We start from the raw sequence: 15,259 nt of genomic DNA on the forward strand, positions 1-15,259 counted from the left end.
TGCTCACGAACCCCTGGACTCAGCGCCCGAGAGCGGGCCGCGTTGCAGGAAGTTCGCCATGCCTGCGGGGAGGCGGCGAGGTTGTTCGGATGGAGTGCCGACGTCGGCCGTCCACTGCCAGACGACGCCACCGAGATGCCCGCAGCACCTTGCGTGGTGCGCCGCACGCTGTTTCTCCCTCGGTCGCGCATTCTGATCAGCGCGGAGGGTGCCCTCTACGCAGACTCACTCGGTGGCGGCATCGGCGGCGGCGCGGTCCGTCACCCCGCGACCGATGAGCGGAACACCGTATTCGAACTACTCTTCCACGCTTCGGACCGAGGGCACCTTAATCATCTGCCGCTGTAGGGCCACGACCAGCATGCTGCCCTGTGGGCGCTGCGCTGGACGGGGGCTCCACCCGGCGTGTCGACGGCGGTCGTCGAATGGGGCGAGTACTTCAGCAACGGCACCGGTCCACATCCGCTCGCGCTCGACACGCCGAACGGCCGCACGCGTCCCCATGGGCACAGCGGCCTTGTAGTTGCGCCAGAGCACGCAAAATGCAATCGGAGCCATCGGCGTAGTCCCCTGGCCGGAATACGGTCACCCCCCAAGGCCGAAATGCGTAAGATGGTGCGTGCACGACAGGGCGCAAACCCGTTCAGTGGTGCAAGACTTTCCCCAGGCGCAGCCGTTACCTCCAGGTCCGGCACGCGCCCACCGTCCTGTGTTTTGGACCGTCCCCCAGGTGGCCCCAGGGGGACTACGCAGGACGCAGCGGCCACTGAACGGGCCGCACATCAGCGCCTGCCCTCGGCCCGCCCCGGCGGGGCGGGCGCTGAACAACCCCCCACAACAGGAAAATTGGCTCCGCCGTCTCAGACGGCGGAGCCAATCTCACACTAGGTGCGGCAGGAGACTGACGGTACGCCCCTACCCGCTCTCCCGATAGGGCAGCAACACACCGTCCGTCCGCTCAAGCGAACCGGCAGAAATGCCCCGCATCCCGCCAACCACCAGCTTGCAACGCCTGCGGAGCGCTGACGCCGAACCCCAGCACTCACAGGCCATCTCCAGGCTCGATTCGGTGGGGATTCTCACGCCGCTGAACAGGGAATTCTCACCAGACGGCACGCGCTCTTCTTGCCAGTTGCCCGAACACTGCACATAGGCCAGCCTCTACCCCAAGAAGTTCACCGGTCCGCGGTTCGACGTCTCGGTGAGAACCGCCGCCCCGCCCGGCGAAGCGCGAGTCAGCAGATGACGCGCACGAGACCACCCCCGTGCCGACGGCCCTGCCCTCGAATGAGTCGATCGTCATTCCCGCGCTGAGGCGAGCTGTCATTCCTCGTCATCAGCAGATCCTCCCGGATGGCCTGCTGGGGCTCGCGGACCGCATCCGGGAAGCTACAGGGGAACGGCGAGGACGCCTGTGACTGCACCGTCGGCGTGAGCTGGAACGCGGACCGCTGTCCGATACGTGGCCGGCTTCGCTCTGACCGCGTTGCGGGTCAGAGAGCGTCGCCGTCCCAGTCCCATTTTTACGGCTCGCCGGGGCGTGGTCTGTAGAGCGCCCGCCGACGAACTGCTCCAGCTCTGTAGGCAGGGCGGCGCCGACGTTGATGCGCAAGCACCTGGGGCTCAGCGCTCTCGCCGGCCACGGACCCGAAAAAGTGCTGGCACGGGCCGACACCAACGGACGGCCATCGCCGAGAGTGCTAGCCCAGCGCCGTCAGCCCCGGAGTCTTCGCTCCTACCCCGCCTCCTGGATCCCATGCTGTCAACGGCGGCACGGGAATCGCGCCTGAGGGCCACCAGGTCTGGGCGCTCCGCAACTGCCCGCCCCGCCGTCTGCCGTAGCAGGGTCCCTCGGCTGCGGGTGGGTCCGTTCGGGTGATGGGGTCAGCCGGTCCGTCACGCCAGGGCGGGGTTGGGCGTTGGAAGAGGTGACGCGTGCCGCGTCCCTCCTCGCGGGCATCGGGTCCGGATAGTCGTCTGCCACGTCCGCCCGGTTCCCGTGCCCGCGAGACACTGAACCGGGTGGCTGCCCCAACCCGCGCTCAGTAGTGGCTTGTTGGGGGCGTCGCTGACCTTGGTCGCCGGGGTGTGGACCAGCCCGCACAGGGCACACGCCACCTCACGGGCCCGCGGGGCCACGCACCCACGAAACTCCTCGCCAGGAGATACTGTGACCACTGTCGTCCGCGGCGAATGTCGCCGCGCACCGAGACGGGACAGACGCACCCCTGCCATCGAGCACGGCTGTGCGCGGCGGACTCCATCAGCCGGTCGCGAAGCGCCCGGGCCGCCCAAGCGGGCGACGTGATGGCGCGCTTCTCCCATCACACCCGCTTCATCACCAACCTGGGCCACGGGCAGACTCAGGCGATCGTGCACCTAGCGGGAGAGCTCGATCAGGACTCGCGCACCGACGCCCAAGCCGTGCTTGCCCTGTGCATCACCACCCGGCCCGCCCACATCACCGTCGACCTCACCCGCCTCACACTCCTCGACCGGAGCGGACTCACCGTCTTGCGAACCGCCCAGCATCAAGCCGCCGACGAGGGCATCCCCTTCACCCTGACCGGACGACCACCCCTCATCGTCGCCCGCCTCCTGAACCTGACCGGCACCCCCTTCCCACCATCAGACCAAACCGCAGAGGTATCCCAGACGGTGTGCTGCCGCCTCGGGGACACCCGCCGTGCAGCCTCGCGCCGAACAGCAGCACGGACTGTCATGGTTGCCTTGGCCGTAGTCACCGTCCTGGCCTCTCTCCTCACCACCTTCGCCTAGGCCCTCGGCTGAACCCTCTGAGACTGGGTGTATTGATTGCTTCGGAGCGGATGCGGATCGGAGCGATACTCACCATCTGCACCACGGCCCGGTCATCAACAGTCAAGGCGGAGATAGGGCTTGGCGGCAATCTCCCCCCGGCTCTCGTGACAACCGCGCGGATCCTGAGCTCTGTTCTCCCCGATGGGTATGCGGAGCTCAACCAGGAGACGAAGCGGCAACCCTCCAGACCCGCTCCTCCTACGCGAAAGGCTGCGGCACCCGTGGCACGGCCAGAACGCGGGCATTGGAAGTCAGCCCAGAACGACACCTACCGAGGAACATCACCGCACCTTCGGGCAGGCAGGTCGTAGCGCAGCACCCCTCGCAACGATCACTGTGCGGTCAGGACACCATCATCAACTCAGCAGCCCGCACCCGCTGGGCCAGGTCCAAGTACGCGACTGCGGGGCGCTCTACAGGACACCATGCCGGCGTACCCGTCTTTGGCACGCCTGGTGGTCGACCTACCGACCTGGACAACGAGTGCCGACCGCTGCTGGACACGGCCGCTTACAGGTTGCGGTCTCCTTGCGACGTAGGGGTGGCGCTGGGCCAGGGTTCGGCCGTGCTGACGCTCTACATCAGTCCCCTCGGGCGTGTCTCCACCACGGGGAGTTCCCGAACGGCATAGAGCGGAGACGGGGGAGCCCCTACGGCTAGAGCGAGCGGGGGCGCCTGACCGTTACCCTCAGCGCGGTGAGTATCCCTGGAACTTGCCCGGAGAGAAGCAGACGGGCCGCAGGCTTTGCGTGGCGCCGGCTGCGGAGAGCCCATCGTGGGGCTGGGGCCGTACTGGCCTGGCATGTCGCGCCTGAGGCTCTGGGTGCAGCACTCTTGGCTGGGGATCTCATGACAAACACGACGGAGAGCGAGTGACGAATGCCCAATCAATCGGATGTCAGTGCTGTTGATGTGAGAGAGCGGTACGCGGTCCAGATCAGGGCCGATCTGGACCGGAACCGGGCTGAACAGGGCCGGATCCGTGATCAGGTGTCAGTGCTGACCGAGCGCCTGAACCTGCTGCAGGGGGAAGAGGTCCTGCTCGCGGACCTGAGCGATCGGGTGTCGCCATCGCCTGCTTCCGCGGAAGAGCAGAAGACGTCCGAGGATTCAGGAGCTTCTGAGGCAACCGGCGCTGACGCGGACACTATTTCCGAGCCGCAGTCCGACACCGCGGTCCCCCGGCCCCGCAAGAGGCGCTCGTCCAAGAGCGGCGCGGTCCGTGCAGGGACGGAAGCAAAGGTCAGTGCGGACTCCGCGAGCGGCGCGCCCGCGGGTGGCAAGGCGGTGGCAGATGGTCAGGCCGACAAGCCCAACTTGCGAACAGCGGTGCTGCATCTGCTGCGTGAGCATCGCGAGCCTCGGACGGTGAAGGAAGTGGGGGAGGAGGTAAGGCGGGTTTACCCGCACCTCACTCCCACCGGTGGTGTCGTCCGGGACGCACTGGGCGCGCTGGTGGCCAAGGGCGCGGTGGAGCGGGACAAGAGGCAGGGAGCCGTCTGGTACTCAATCGTCGAGCCCGCTCCCGTCACCGACAACGGTGTCGCCACGGAAACGGCCACAGCCGACGCCTGAGCAGGGCACTCGAAGCCGCACCGATCGCCTCAGCCCTGCGGACATTCGACGGGGATGTGATGTGCGCCGGGCCCGGTCCGGAGCGGCAGTAGCTGCCCGGGCCGGGATTCGCGAACTACAAGCTCCCGACCCGCTGACGGTCGGGAGCATTCCCCTGCGCCTGACCCGAACGACGATGCCACACTGACACTCTCGCTCGAACTTTCAGGCAAGCCCGCAGCGTCCTCTTCACGGTCCGGACAGATCCTGCACCGACATGTCGTCACGCAGGCGCAGGTAGCGCACCGGGTGCCGGTACCGCCCGCGATCCACCGCAGTGTCGGCGGCGAACTCCGCCACCAACTCGGGCACCACAACCTGAAAGTCGAGAGGCTCGCGACTACCCCACGCCGCGGCGAAACGGCGTTCGGACCACGGGTGCTCGGCTCCCGCCGGACGCAACACGGCACCCAACTCGACCACCGCAGACGACGACAGCGGCGTCGAGCGGGCGATCAGACGCAGACCACCGCCGGTATCGAAGCGTCCCAGCAAGACCGCATGCGGAGCGCCCACCTCGCCGGTCACCCCACCAATGACACCCTCCGCACTCATCCGAGCACGCAATTTCAACCACCCCCGCTCACCCGGCAGGTAGCGCTGCATCACATTTTTGATCATCACTCCCTCCACCCCCACCGCACCCCAAGCCGGATCCAACCAACCCCGCGCCACCTCCCGATCAGCGGTCTGCGGGCACAAAGCCCACGGCGCGCCGAGCTCCCGAGCAACAAAGAGGTTTTCCAACACGGTTCGACGCTCGTGGAGAGGCCGATCCAGCAGCACGGTGCCGGAGAGCTCCAGCACATCGAACATCACCAGGTGCGCCGGCTGGTCCCGAGCCGCCAACTCGGCCGAGGCTCCTCTGCGCCGCGCCCGCTGCTGAAGGGCCGGAAAGTCAAGTCTCTGCTGGTTGAACACCACCAGCTCGGCGTCGAGAACTACCTCAACGCCCAACCCGGCTGCGGCTCGCGCGATCTCGGGGAAGGCTCCACTCAAGTCCGCCCCACGGCGAGACTGGACGAACCCGGCGCCCGGACGGGCGAACACCACAACGCGGTACCCGTCTACTTTCTGCTCGAACACGCTTCGGTCAGCCGCCCTCGCGCGGGGCAGTTCGTTCACGGAGCGGGCGAGCATCGGATGGACCGGAGGCGACAGACGCATCCCCCACCCATACCGCGATCCGCACCGATCCCGCAGCACAGAAACACAAGTGCTCGGCTCCGAGGACTTCATCAGCTTCGCAGACCCGGATATCGAGACCAGGGCTCTGTCGGTGGCAGTGGGACAACGCTGTTCGCCTGGTACTGGGCTCCGAGCCCGGGGCTGACGGTGCGACGGCCGTGGTGTGGTGTGGTGTGCTCAGTCTGTGAGGAAGGCGCCTGTGCGGCAGGCGCGGCAGACGAAGACGTAGCCGAGTTGGCCGCCGAGGTTCATCGCGGTCTGTGTGGAGATCCCTTCCTCCAGATGTGCCGCGAACTCCGTCGCGCCGGTGCAGGAGGGACATGAGGGGAGTCGGTCGTCTTCGAGGTAGGAAGGGCTGCCTCCGAGTGACCCGAGCACTTCGCGTTGCTTCCCGAATCGTTCTTCGGGTTCCCGCTTCCATCCCGAGCGGGCAAGGTCGTACGGGTCAGGCGCGAGTTCGTCGTGGTCATCCTCCTCGGGGTCGAGCGTCACGACGTGGGTGCGGATGGCCGAGGTGGCAGGCAGGAGCGTCACTCCCATCTCCGGCACGACCACCGGCCGGAGCCCCTCCCGGGGAAACAGGTAGACCCGATTCGCGCCAGAAGCCGCATCCCAGAACTCACATGCGCCGGGGTCGTTCTGGCACACGAACACCGACAGGACGCCGTACTCGACGTGGAGATGGGCGAAGAACTGTAGTGGCCTCCCGCAGCAGGAGCCGCACATGGGCCAGGTGAATCCCGCAGGAGCCAGCGGCACGCCCCCGGTACGCGGAACGTCGGAGTCAGCCGGTGCGGTGCCGTCGTAGATCATCAGAGTTGTCTGCATGGCGAGAGGCTACGTGCGACCAGGGACATGGAAGCGCTTCGATACCGTCCACTCCAGCGGTGCCATACCCCGGCCTGTGGTGGGTCTGCGGCCTGCGCTGCCCACAGGGCTCCAGACGGTCCCGGCCGGAAGCGTCGCCGAATGCACCTTCGGCCGCTGAGTCGTCCTCCTAGGGGCGGCGACCGCGGAGACGGCCCATCCTGCAAAGACTTCGACCACGACTCCGCCCCTTGGCAGCGCGGACCTCGCGCGCCGCCCTCTGGGGCTGTCTCCCAACTCCAGGCGCAGACAGCGGTCGAGTTGAGGGCGGACCAGTCGAACAGCATCGTGACTCGCGGACTCCAACCTGACCCGGCGCGGACTCCCCAGCCACCAACGACAGAACTCCGCCCCCAAGTAGCGCGGACGATCCCCCTTTCGCATCGCACCGGTAGCAACGAACCACCCCCGCTGCGCGGGGTCCAGGGTTGGACGGGCCTTCGGACCCGGCCTGTTGCCCATATTGCGGAAGTCGTATCCCCCGGGCCGGCCCAGCCCCCCGCTCATGCGGGCGCCGCAGCTCCCACCCCGCGGCCCGCGACGCCGATGGTGCCGGCGACCGGCGCAGCAGCGCTTGGCGACGCCGGGACAGCTTTGTACGCCGCTCCGTGGGGCTTTCCTCACACGCCAGCACGTCTTCCAGTGAACGTGGTCATTTCCCCGCGAGTCCCATGTTCACGCCGTCCCGGAAATCCACGGGGGACTGGGCGATCACGGCGCCGTGCTTGCGACATGCCTCTTGGACGGAAGCGCTGGAGGGGAGTGTCCCGCAGGATAGTTTCGGATACTGCTCAGCAGCGTTGCGCGCGGACATGGCCACCCTGCGCATCGTTGTAAAAGGGACGCTCTTCCCCTGGATCTCGGCCAGGGCGTTCTGTGCGAGCTTTCCGACTGCATCAGCCATGGCGGCGCACGATGGGGTGAAGAGTTCCGCAGCAGCTGAGCTGCACGGGGAGTTCGTCCCTTCGCCGTAGGTGCGGGCCAGGCTTTCGATCTGAGGTGAGAGTGTGTGCTGGACCTGTTCGGCTGCCAGTTGACGGGTATTCGGAGGCGAGGGGGCGTCGGCACTGCTGGAGGCGGTGCTCCGCTGCTGCGAATGCTCCGTCTGCTTCGGGGGTGAGGAGTCGCATCCTGCCAGACAGAGGGACAGGGCAAGGGTCAGGGCAGCCTTGACCTGGCGGCTCACGAGGTTTCCTCAAGAGCCTTGGAAACAATCGTCGGAGCGGCTTCTCCGCGGCGCCTATCCGGGACGAACGCCTCTTCCTTTTCGCTGACCTTCTGGTTCTGAACGCGAGTTTCCGCGGTGTGCCACACGGAGATCAAACCTCTCTTCTTCTGCAGGGTGTATCAGTGCCAGCTGTGACGATGTCCATCCGCTCCGGTCCAGGGACGGGCGCGTTCTAATACCTCAGTCGGAGAGGTGTACTCCTACCCATTCCCCTTCGTGTGCGAGGGGCAGCAAAATGTGGCATGCAGTACACCCAGTGCACCGGTTCGGCAATCCTCGAATGGTCTCGATGCTGCAAACTGGTTCAGACCAGAAAACAGGACCGCGGGACTGTTCGCACTGCAAAATGAAAAGCTGGCCAAAATCGACCTCACAAGGTCGTTTACGGGCACGTCCATAGTCATGGATGCCGATGTGACCTGAGGGGCATGTTTATCCGGCGAGAGAGAACAGCCGCTTGTCGCGGCACAGTGCGGCGGCGAGACCGAGGAACGCCAGGTAGTTGCGAGGATCGCGTCCCTCGGGATCTGCGACGACGGACAGCCACTACGTGGTGAACAGTCGCTCCTGATGTGGATGGGTGTTGTTCCGACGGCGAGCGGCGGGTCATCACACGAAGTCGCGTAGCTCCGCGCTCGAAGTGCACGCCACATGGATGAGGAAATCGTCCGGGCCACCCACGAAGAACACGCTGAGTACCCGCGGGAATCGAACGACACGGCCCGCATAAGCCTTCACTTGATCCCGGGCTGATGCTCGTCCCTGCCACGCAGCCCGCCGTAGACCCAGGTCTTCTGGGGCATCGTGTTGCCTAGTCCAACCCCGTGCCGAGAGCCAACGGGGCAGGCGGGCATCGACTGGATCGGGGGCCGCGAGACGCCTTCCCACGCCCGCCCCAGGCTGTCGCCGAGGGCGCGGCAGAATGCGTCGAGCTCGGTGGTCCAGAAGAACACAGCTAGCGACGGATGTTCACCGTGACACGAATTCCGCCAGCGGTGCAGACAGCTGCGCCGATGGCGCCCACCGCAGTGGCTGCGCGGTCGTGGCCGGTCCAGGCGAGAGCGACCACTGCGGTGATGGCGAGGACGCCCGCCGCCACGGTGAGGGCGCCCAGCGTTCGGGACATATGCCTGGCCGGCGTTGGGGTACCGTCGGTCGTTGTCATGGGTTGTCTCGTCTGTCCTCAGATAGGGCGGATTCCAGTGACGGAAAGGGAGGGGAGACCTCAGCGGGGCCAGCCGTCCAAAGCCACGGCCGCGCAACGGTCTCCCCTCTTACCTGTTTACGTCTCGAGGGGTGGGTTTCGATTCGTAGGACTCTCGGCACTCCACCTGGGAGGTCTGGGGGACCAGGCACCGCGCGGGTGGAGGCCAGGCCGTTTCCGTGGGCGGGAGCGTTGGCTTGTGGCCTTGCTCCCATCCCGCGGCTAGCCGGAGTCAGTGGTGAATGAGTTCTCGGGCTAGGTGGTCGGACTCCATGAACTGGCGTTGCTGGCTATTGCCGGGGACGGTGCGGGCGACGTGTTCGGCGATGTCGGCCTGTTTCCCGAGCGGTTGGGGCAGGTGGTGTTTGGTGAATCCCAGCATCCGGGCGAAGGCACGCCAGAGCCGAGCGTCGGTCTCGCAGCCGACGGCAGCGTGGTGGGCTGCCAGGAGGTGGGCTGCGAGGGGGTCTCCCGCTCCTGCGGCGAATCGCCACCAGTAGAGGGCGCTTTCTCGGCGGTTGGTGAGGTAGAGCAGGCAGGCGAAGGTTCTCGCTCCGGCCTGGTCGTAGTCGTCGGCGAAGTCTTTGAGGGTGCCGATGTCCTCGGAGCGCAGCACAGCATCACAAAGATGCTGGATGCGTCTGAGCACGGCGACCTGACTGCTTTGGTCCGTGACGGTGACCACAGCGGGGCGGCGGCGGAGCTTGCGCAGGCTCAGTGGCCAGGCGGTCTTTGGAGGTGGTGGGGTGCCTTGGTCCGGCGGGGGTGGTGCTGGCGGGGCGGCGGGTGCTGTGTGGTCGTCAGCTGTCGGGTGGTTCGCGTGGGCGGTTTCGCGGGCGATCCGTGCCGCGAGGCGGCGCATGAAGTCGTCTGTGTCGTGATCGTCGAACTGTTCGTGGAGGAGCTGCGCTTGGGCGCGCAGGATGTGTTCCGGCATCAGGAATTCCCTTTCCCCGCAGGGGGGAGGTCCATGAGGGCTTGTAGCTTTTTCACGGCGAGGTGGACGTTCGTCTTGGCGGCTCCTTTGGTGATACCGAGGCGAGCGGCTACTTCCTCGAAGGAGAGGTCGGCGAGGTAGCGAAGTCTGACGCAGTTCGCCTGGACCGGGGCGCGCTGTTCCAGGCGGGCGAGGGCCCGGTCGAGGCTGTCGTGGCCTCGCAGGATGAGGAGATCGTCCACGGTCGGTCGGTCGGTGTGGGCGATTTCGTCGTAGGGCAGTTCGCGGGAGGCGCGGCGGATGCGTTGACGGTAGAAGTCGATGGCCCTGGCGTTGACGATGGAGAAGGCACAGGCAATGGGGTTCGCGTGGGCGAGGATGTCGGGCCATTTCTCGTACATCACCACGGCCGCTTCCATGAGGGCTTCGTCGGCATCATGGAGGTTCCGCAGCCGTGAGCCGGCCACGCGCAGGAATTCTTTCTTATGGAGTGCGAAGAAGGCCTCGAAGTCAACGGGGAGTTCCGCGGGTTCCATGACGCTGTGTTCCTGTTCGGTCGAGTCGGTCACGGTGCCTTCTCCTGCGGAGGGGGGTAGGTGACCGCTGCCATGGGGCAACGCCCGGTAGGGCGCTCGGCCGGTACGGCGATGCGGAATGTGGTGACACGCAGTACGGAGTGGTACTCCACGCGAGTCTGCGAGGCTACGCGGACCGTGCGCCGTGCGGTGACGGCGAGGCTCGCTGCGGTCATCCGGTAGACGCTGGCCAATACCAGCGCGTACCAGGCCCATTGAGGCCCCACTGACTCCTCCTTTGCTTCAAATGGCCCCCGGCGTCGCGTCGTTGCGGGCCGAGTGAGAACCGTTCGCTCTCACCCCACTCATCGATACGAACCCCATCCAGAGTTAACTCTGCGACACAAGTTCTCGACGGAACGCAATCATCCGCATGAGACACGGCGCGTGACCTGCGACCACTGATTGCGATGTGATCAGCATCACGTTTCAAGAAACGTTCATCTTCATGCCGAAACATCACCCCACATATAGACCGTTGAAAAACGACACCAACAAGTACCCATCGGCCACAACAGATCCAGATGCACAAGCCCTCGGATACCCGAAGCGTCGCCTGCATGGTGCGAACGTCCCGCGGCCTTAGCGGTCTTGTGGAGCAGCGACATTGGACTCCCACTCAGGCGCCAGGCAGCAACATCACCGTCAAAGGAGCGGGGCAGCGAGCGGAGCGCAGGGGTATGTGTGGCCAGTGGTGTGAACCCCGCCGCCTCGCCCGACTTGGGGAGCTGCGGAGAATCCTCGATGCGTCCCAGGCCGCCTGCTGGACGAAGATCGTCGCTGCCGTGCTCCCCCGGCACCTCGGTGGCCCTCGCCGACGGTGAGCCCCTCCACGCAGGGGCACCTCACAGGTCTGCCACCCCGGACATCCTCCACGACCTGAGTGGTGGCGGCGTCTGGCGTCGGTCTGAACCCTGGGTGAGGAGTACATGCAGCAACGGTCAGGTCGGCCGCGCGCTGCGGGGGATGGCCTGACCTTTTCGATTGAGTGGTCTCTGGTTCCCTTCAAGCGGGGCGGTGAGTGTCATCGGGAAGCTGTCGTCGCGGGCTTGGCTGAAGACCGGTGCAGGCCAGACGCTGGTTAGCGCTCTTGATGGCGGCCGATCTTGGGTTCCAAGCGCCAATCGAGAGAAGGCTCAGGCGAGCACGAAGTCCGCTGTTGGCCATCGGCAGAACTGAGGCGTCACTGTGTATAAGGGTGTGGGTGGTTGGGGACCGCCGCGCGTGCCCTTGCTGGACTCGCTCCCAGCGAATGGGGGTGCTCGAAGTGAAGAGTGGATTCCCTTGATGCGCTGGCGTGGCGCGGGCCCTCTTCTGAGGGATCGACGCAATTCGCCGGGGGCTTCATTCTGTAGAACGGCAAATCCAATCCTGCAGGATGGAAAGTGGTGAGTCCGCAGATCACTCCGTGCCGGCGGTAACGCTCAGCCCGGCAGCACGATCACTACCACGACAGCCGTTTCTGCGATGACCTGTGCCGCGAACGCCGTCCGCCGGACCATGCCTCCGTGCTGGAGCCGCTCGGGCAGGAGGAGAACGACGAGGAGGGCGATTCCGGCAGAGGATGTCGGGAAGCGGGGTAGGGCACTGTTCACCGTAGGTGAGGCACCGGGAGGCGCTCTCACTCGCCAACGACAGGAACCAGGCGACACTGGCGGCCGGGGCGAGTAGCACGGCGCAGGCGAAGGACCACAAGCGGATCCGGTCGGCCGTCCACCCGCCGCCAGCTCTGGACACTTTGCTGCGGGTGTTCACGAGCAGGTCTGACCAGCACCGAAAGACACCAATGCAGGTCCTTTCCCATGTGGCAAGTGATCGTTCCCCAGAGGGTGAAGTCGTCCATGGCCACCGATGCGGTCTCGGTCGGCCCAGGATGCCTCCACGCATGAGGGACTGTTCCTTGGGCGCATCACGGTCCGACTGGCTGCCACTGCCCGCAGCTCTCACTGTTGAACGTGTAGTCGCTGGGTCGGATCGTGACCTGTACCCGCTTTGCCGCATTGGTGAAGTAGTTGTCGATGGCCTCGCCGTTGGCGTCCGTCCGCTCCCAGTAGCAGTTTTCGACGTCGGAGGTGTAGTAGGTGCCGGGCTTGATCTCCTTGCCCACCTGAAAGACTCCGCCCCCGAAGGCCCTCCCTTCGGACTCAAGTTCATTGCGCCGGTCTGCCCCGCCGAGGGCCTTTCCGATCTTCTTCCGCTGGGGATGGTCCGGGCACAGCACCAGTGCGCCCTTGACCTCTGCGATCTGCTCGGGACTCCCGGCGGTATCGAGATAGTTCCAGCTCTCCGGTCCGTTCTGGGCACACAAGCCGTACAGGGTTCCGAGGTTGCGGGTGTCACCCGCGTCTGCGTACGCCGCCTTGACCGCTCTCGTCTCGAGCTTCGTCAGCTCCCCATCGGTGGCGTTGCCCTCGCACGAGTCATACTTTGTCGGCCATGCCTCCTTGGGGGAGTAGTAGGAGTGGGACGTGTAGGACTCGTCCAAGCAAGTGATCTCCACCGTGACAGGGGCCGGGGCCTGGGGCACGTATGGCTCGGCCGTCTCCTCCAGCGGGCTCGCTGCCGCCTCCTCGGTGACCTTCGCCTCTGGTTCACCATCGCTGTTCGTCGATTCGCTGGAACAGCCGACCAACGACAGGGCTACCAGCAACGTGATCGCGATCTTCCTCATGTGCCCCCCATAGGCTCAGCCAGCGAGTCAGAGACTCTCCTTCTCCGCTGGATGTGTGAGGGAGCACGGTACTCCGAAAGCGGGACGGCTCCCTGACTGGCGGATTAACAGCCCGAGGCCGGGGGAACTCGCTGTCACCGGGTTCCCAGGAGTCGGACGGAGGTGCCAAGGTGCGGAAGTGCGCGGTAGGTTTTCGTACCTACAAGTCCGGGAGTGGCCAGGCCGTCGCTCCGCCCCAAAGGCTGCTTGGCTCCGCTGCTTTCCTCGGGCGTGATCATTCGGCCGGATGGCAGAAGGGTGTCAAGAAGCATGCGGGGTCCAACGGCCACGCGCGGATGCGGGCTCCCACTGGGGTAGATCCGAGCCATACCTGTGCGAGGGAGTAGAGCGCGTGGAGAGTTTCCGAGTCTGCTGGGTCCAAGACGGACAGGAGAGGTCATCAGTGGTGAGCTACGACTTGCCGAGCGCTGAGCACCGCATGGAGCAACTCGCCGGGAAGGCGGGAGCGACCCAGGCGCGTGTTGTCCCGGTGAAGCCGGGGACGTGAGGCCCCAAGGGTCTGATGAGAGCCTTCGGCCCTCTCGGGGAGAGACGCCGAGAAGCTGTCACCGCAGAAAGTGCTCCTGGTACGGGCTTCCGCTGCGTGGTCAGTGGAGGCGGAACGCTAGGTCAGCGACGCTAGCGAAACGCCAGCCAGTGATGGGATAGCAGCTCCTGCTGGCGAGGACCGTGGCGATTCAGCAGGGCTACGGAACCTCGCGCGGGAAGTGTGACGGCCACCTCACCGTTGGCGGGCGACTACGTCCCCAGCAGCCCTCACCGCGTCAGGGGCGATGTGGGCGAGGGTCGGGAGAGCGAAGTACCAGCCGTCGCCGGCGAGCGCTGCGCTCAGGAAGCATCCGGATTGATCAAGATCCGGCGCGTTGCGGGGAGTCTGCATGAGAGCCAGTGCATGGACCACTCGCCCGAAGGAGTCAGCGCCGGGTGGGACGATCGTGCCAATCATGTCGACGGGAACCCTGGCGAGATAGGCGGCCACGGACGCCAGCGCCTCCGTCCGCGCGAACGGGCCGATCAGGTTCCCCACGGCACGCCGAGCCGATGTGAGATCGCCGAGTACGGCATGGGCAGGCTCGCGGCTCGGGCGACCAAGCGGTGGGCACGCCGGACCTGTAACGCCGTCGGCTTCACGCGTTCGACGGATGCTCGCCGTCGGCTGGTCCAGCAGGGTCTCCTACCGCATGGTGGCAACCTACTCCCAGGTGATCGCGGCAGCGGACGCCCGAGGCTTTGACGGCCTCGCCGCGAGCACGGATGCCGAGTTGGCCTCGCTGGTGCGCCCCATCGGCCTTCCACAGGCACGGATCGACTGCGCGCGCTCCCTCGCCGAGCTGCTCCAGAGCTGGGAGAAGGAAGGCGTCGATCCCACGGCGGAGTCGGCGGATCTCGACGCCCTGGTCCTTGACTTCGCCACGCGGGTGCGGGGGGCGCCCTACAAGGTCGCCCAGTGTGCACTGCTCACCGCCCGCGGGTACCACTGCGGCATCATCCCGGTCGATTCCGGCATGGTCACCAAGCTGGCACCCGTACTGGGCATTACCCTCCCGTCGGGCGCCGTGGCGCACGAACGGATGCGGCATCTCCTTGAAGCGGTTGTCCACGCCCGCCCGGCCGAATTCCGCTCCCTGGTCACCGCCAACGAGCACCAGGTCACCATCCCGGACGGAGTCGAGCCGACGTGGTGGGTGCACCTCGTCCTCATCTACTTCAAGCCGATCCGTGCGGCAACGAGAGCCCCCGCGATCCAATTCGGCAGGTCCCATCAGGTTTGCCGCGGACGAGAGCCTGGGCGGCGAGGGTCGCCGGTGGCTGGAAAAGGGTCAGGGCCGGAGACCACCCCGGTGGTCTCCGGCCCTGACCGGCACAGGCGCGGTCCCTGCGGGCACGGGCTTTCTTGTCGCGGAGAGCAGGTGCCTGCCCGCCGCGATGCGGTCACCCCCGCTACGGCGGGGAATATGAGACGGACTGTGCGGAATCCGTCCCTTCAACTGGACCATCCCCGCCACTGCGGGGTCTATCCCGCGAACGCGGGGGCGTACTCCGACCTGTGCTGGTGGTAGGGCGGGGGCCGGGAGCTGCGGGCTCCGAACCCCGC

At 66.2% G+C, this 15,259-nt stretch carries 15 protein-coding genes; 4 read left to right on the forward strand and 11 right to left on the reverse strand.

Annotated elements, in window-relative coordinates; genetic code table 11:
* Positions 1-135: 135 nt before the first annotated feature.
* The 3 genes from NBG84_RS37520 to NBG84_RS37530 all read left to right on the forward strand — a co-directional run bounded on the left by NBG84_RS37520 (position 136) and on the right by NBG84_RS37530 (position 4,395).
* Positions 136-348: a hypothetical protein gene (locus NBG84_RS37520; protein WP_250924198.1), complete on the forward strand. Its 213-nt coding sequence runs from the start codon at positions 136-138 to the stop codon at positions 346-348.
* A 1,845-nt stretch (positions 349-2,193) separates the two neighbouring features.
* Positions 2,194-2,778, forward strand: a complete 585-nt coding sequence (locus NBG84_RS37525; RefSeq protein ID WP_250924199.1) for an STAS domain-containing protein — start codon at positions 2,194-2,196, stop codon at positions 2,776-2,778.
* 921 nt (positions 2,779-3,699) lie between these two features.
* Positions 3,700-4,395, forward strand: a complete 696-nt coding sequence (locus tag NBG84_RS37530) for a hypothetical protein (RefSeq protein WP_250924200.1) — start codon at positions 3,700-3,702, stop codon at positions 4,393-4,395.
* Positions 4,396-4,623: 228 nt separating this feature from the next.
* On the opposite strand, the gene NBG84_RS37535 is transcribed toward NBG84_RS37530, so the two are convergent.
* The 11 genes from NBG84_RS37535 to NBG84_RS37580 form a co-directional block, all read right to left on the reverse strand.
* Positions 4,624-5,601, reverse strand: a complete 978-nt coding sequence (locus tag NBG84_RS37535) for an ATP-dependent DNA ligase (protein WP_250924201.1) — start codon at positions 5,599-5,601, stop codon at positions 4,624-4,626.
* Between the two features lie 198 nt (positions 5,602-5,799).
* Complete coding sequence (locus tag NBG84_RS37540) at positions 5,800-6,450, reverse strand: YwqG family protein (RefSeq protein WP_250924202.1); 651 nt, start codon at positions 6,448-6,450, stop codon at positions 5,800-5,802.
* A gap of 691 nt (positions 6,451-7,141) precedes the next feature.
* A complete protein-coding gene (locus NBG84_RS37545) occupies positions 7,142-7,675 on the reverse strand; it encodes a hypothetical protein (protein ID WP_250924203.1) in 534 nt (177 codons plus the stop codon).
* Between the two features lie 651 nt (positions 7,676-8,326).
* Positions 8,327-8,605 carry an Lrp/AsnC ligand binding domain-containing protein gene (locus tag NBG84_RS41725; RefSeq protein WP_425608771.1) on the reverse strand — a complete coding sequence of 93 codons (279 nt, stop codon included), beginning with the start codon at positions 8,603-8,605 and terminating at the stop codon, positions 8,327-8,329.
* 67 nt (positions 8,606-8,672) lie between these two features.
* Entirely contained in the window at positions 8,673-8,882 is a 210-nt protein-coding gene (locus NBG84_RS37550) for a hypothetical protein (protein WP_250924204.1), read from the reverse strand.
* 271 nt (positions 8,883-9,153) lie between these two features.
* On the reverse strand, positions 9,154-9,858 hold the full coding sequence (locus NBG84_RS37555; RefSeq protein ID WP_250924205.1) for a hypothetical protein: 705 nt from the start codon (positions 9,856-9,858) through the stop codon (positions 9,154-9,156).
* Complete coding sequence (locus NBG84_RS37560) at positions 9,858-10,427, reverse strand: RNA polymerase sigma factor (RefSeq protein ID WP_250924206.1); 570 nt, start codon at positions 10,425-10,427, stop codon at positions 9,858-9,860. Before NBG84_RS37560 ends, NBG84_RS37555 begins: the two co-directional genes overlap by 1 nt.
* Positions 10,424-10,609, reverse strand: a complete 186-nt coding sequence (locus tag NBG84_RS37565) for a hypothetical protein (RefSeq protein ID WP_250924207.1) — start codon at positions 10,607-10,609, stop codon at positions 10,424-10,426. Before NBG84_RS37565 ends, NBG84_RS37560 begins: the two co-directional genes overlap by 4 nt.
* Before the next feature lie 1,248 nt (positions 10,610-11,857).
* Positions 11,858-12,028, reverse strand: coding sequence for a hypothetical protein (locus NBG84_RS37570; protein WP_250924208.1), 171 nt, complete (start codon positions 12,026-12,028; stop codon positions 11,858-11,860).
* 314 nt (positions 12,029-12,342) lie between these two features.
* On the reverse strand, positions 12,343-13,104 hold the full coding sequence (locus NBG84_RS37575; RefSeq protein WP_250924209.1) for an Rv1352/Rv1906c domain-containing protein: 762 nt from the start codon (positions 13,102-13,104) through the stop codon (positions 12,343-12,345).
* A 781-nt stretch (positions 13,105-13,885) separates the two neighbouring features.
* The gene (locus NBG84_RS37580; protein ID WP_250924210.1) at positions 13,886-14,191 is read right to left on the reverse strand and encodes a hypothetical protein; all 306 of its coding nucleotides are present in this window, start codon (positions 14,189-14,191) and stop codon (positions 13,886-13,888) included.
* A 115-nt stretch (positions 14,192-14,306) separates the two neighbouring features.
* On the opposite strand from NBG84_RS37580, the gene NBG84_RS37585 reads away from it, so the two are divergent.
* A complete protein-coding gene (locus tag NBG84_RS37585; protein ID WP_250924211.1) occupies positions 14,307-15,224 on the forward strand; it encodes a hypothetical protein in 918 nt (305 codons plus the stop codon).
* Positions 15,225-15,259 lie beyond the last annotated feature (35 nt).

Origin of the sequence: Streptomyces albipurpureus (genome assembly GCF_023701525.1) — a bacterium.
Classification (GTDB): domain Bacteria; phylum Actinomycetota; class Actinomycetes; order Streptomycetales; family Streptomycetaceae; genus Streptomyces; species Streptomyces albipurpureus.

What these genes read in the sequence shown, in the direction of transcription:
- NBG84_RS37530 (WP_250924200.1), top strand. Translation starts at nt 3,700, where the DNA reads ATGCCCAATCAATCGGATGTCAGTGCTGTTGATGTGAGAGAGCGGTAC.
- NBG84_RS37535 (WP_250924201.1), bottom strand. Translation starts at nt 5,601, where the DNA reads ATGCGTCTGTCGCCTCCGGTCCATCCGATGCTCGCCCGCTCCGTGAAC.
- NBG84_RS37550 (WP_250924204.1), bottom strand. Translation starts at nt 8,882, where the DNA reads ATGACAACGACCGACGGTACCCCAACGCCGGCCAGGCATATGTCCCGA.
- NBG84_RS37540 (WP_250924202.1), bottom strand. Translation starts at nt 6,450, where the DNA reads ATGCAGACAACTCTGATGATCTACGACGGCACCGCACCGGCTGACTCC.
- NBG84_RS37565 (WP_250924207.1), bottom strand. Translation starts at nt 10,609, where the DNA reads ATGACCGCAGCGAGCCTCGCCGTCACCGCACGGCGCACGGTCCGCGTA.
- NBG84_RS37520 (WP_250924198.1), top strand. Translation starts at nt 136, where the DNA reads ATGCCCGCAGCACCTTGCGTGGTGCGCCGCACGCTGTTTCTCCCTCGG.
- NBG84_RS37525 (WP_250924199.1), top strand. Translation starts at nt 2,194, where the DNA reads ATGTCGCCGCGCACCGAGACGGGACAGACGCACCCCTGCCATCGAGCA.
- NBG84_RS37585 (WP_250924211.1), top strand. Translation starts at nt 14,307, where the DNA reads ATGCTCGCCGTCGGCTGGTCCAGCAGGGTCTCCTACCGCATGGTGGCA.
- NBG84_RS37555 (WP_250924205.1), bottom strand. Translation starts at nt 9,858, where the DNA reads ATGCCGGAACACATCCTGCGCGCCCAAGCGCAGCTCCTCCACGAACAG.
- NBG84_RS37575 (WP_250924209.1), bottom strand. Translation starts at nt 13,104, where the DNA reads ATGAGGAAGATCGCGATCACGTTGCTGGTAGCCCTGTCGTTGGTCGGC.